Origin of the sequence: Halorubrum sp. SS7 (genome assembly GCF_005435055.1) — an archaeon.
Taxonomy (GTDB): Archaea; Halobacteriota; Halobacteria; order Halobacteriales; family Haloferacaceae; genus Halorubrum; species Halorubrum salinarum.
On the sequence record NZ_SGXV01000270.1, the window covers coordinates 1 to 517 of the forward strand.

The following is a 517-nucleotide window of genomic DNA, read 5'->3' on the forward strand; positions in this document are numbered from 1 at the left end:
GTTCGGGATCAGCCACGAAGTCATCGCCGTCGGTGCGGTCGGCGCGACCATTCTCGGGATCCAACTGCTCGTGTTCGGCGTGCTCGCGGACATGATCTACTCGCTTCACCGCGAGCAGATCGTGCGGTACGACCGGGCGATCAGCGACGAGGCGGTGACGGAGTCGTCCGCCGACGACGGCGAGTAAAGGGGAGAACCGAGAGTGAACTGGAGAACCGAGCGGGGCCGTCGTGCGGGCGAGCGGAGCGGAACTACTCCACCGACGGCGTCACCGCCCCTGACCGGCCCGGCGAACGAGTGAAACGTCGATCGACGCGATCGGGCGCAGCGAAAAGCGGTGGGATAGTCGGGGACGAGTCACGTGCGATCCCGGGAGCGGTCCGTGGGTCGTATCGAAGCGGTTCGTACGTCGGACTGGACGGCGGTTAGCAGTATAGAAGTTAAATCTAGGCAGAAATATCGGGAAAAATCTCAGATACACGAATAGACGCGTACATAGAGTGCGAATTCACCTTCT

The 517-nt window shown here is 61.7% G+C and carries 1 pseudogene; it reads left to right on the forward strand.

The annotated features are described in order from the left end of the window. Nucleotides 1–187: pseudogene (locus tag EXE44_RS17985) on the forward strand (TIGR04182 family glycosyltransferase); the annotation flags it as partial. Nucleotides 188–517: the final 330 nt, after the last annotated feature.